A 206-nucleotide genomic window follows, 5' to 3' on the forward strand; every position below is an offset into this window, starting at 1 on the left:
TCGCCCGTGCTGGTGTTTCGGGTGAGCCAGTAGTGGTGGTGTTGGAAGGGGTAGGTGGGGAGGGGTGTGGGGTGGGGGTTGGTGGTGGTGTAGAGGGTGGTCCAGTTGGGGGTGTGGCCGTGGGTGGTGAGGTGGGCGAGGTGGGTGAGGAATCGGGTGGGGGTGTCGTCGTCGCGGCGGAGGGTGCCGGTGATGGTGGTGTGGGG

General features: G+C 68.0%; 1 protein-coding gene. It reads right to left on the reverse strand.

The window, feature by feature from the left end; all coding sequences use genetic code 11:
• Nucleotides 1–206, reverse strand: a 206-nt coding sequence (locus JK364_RS58630) for a hypothetical protein (protein ID WP_201858955.1), incomplete at both ends; no start/stop codon positions are given.

The sequence above is a fragment of the Streptomyces endocoffeicus genome (assembly GCF_016741935.1).
Classification (GTDB): domain Bacteria; phylum Actinomycetota; class Actinomycetes; order Streptomycetales; family Streptomycetaceae; genus Streptomyces; species Streptomyces endocoffeicus.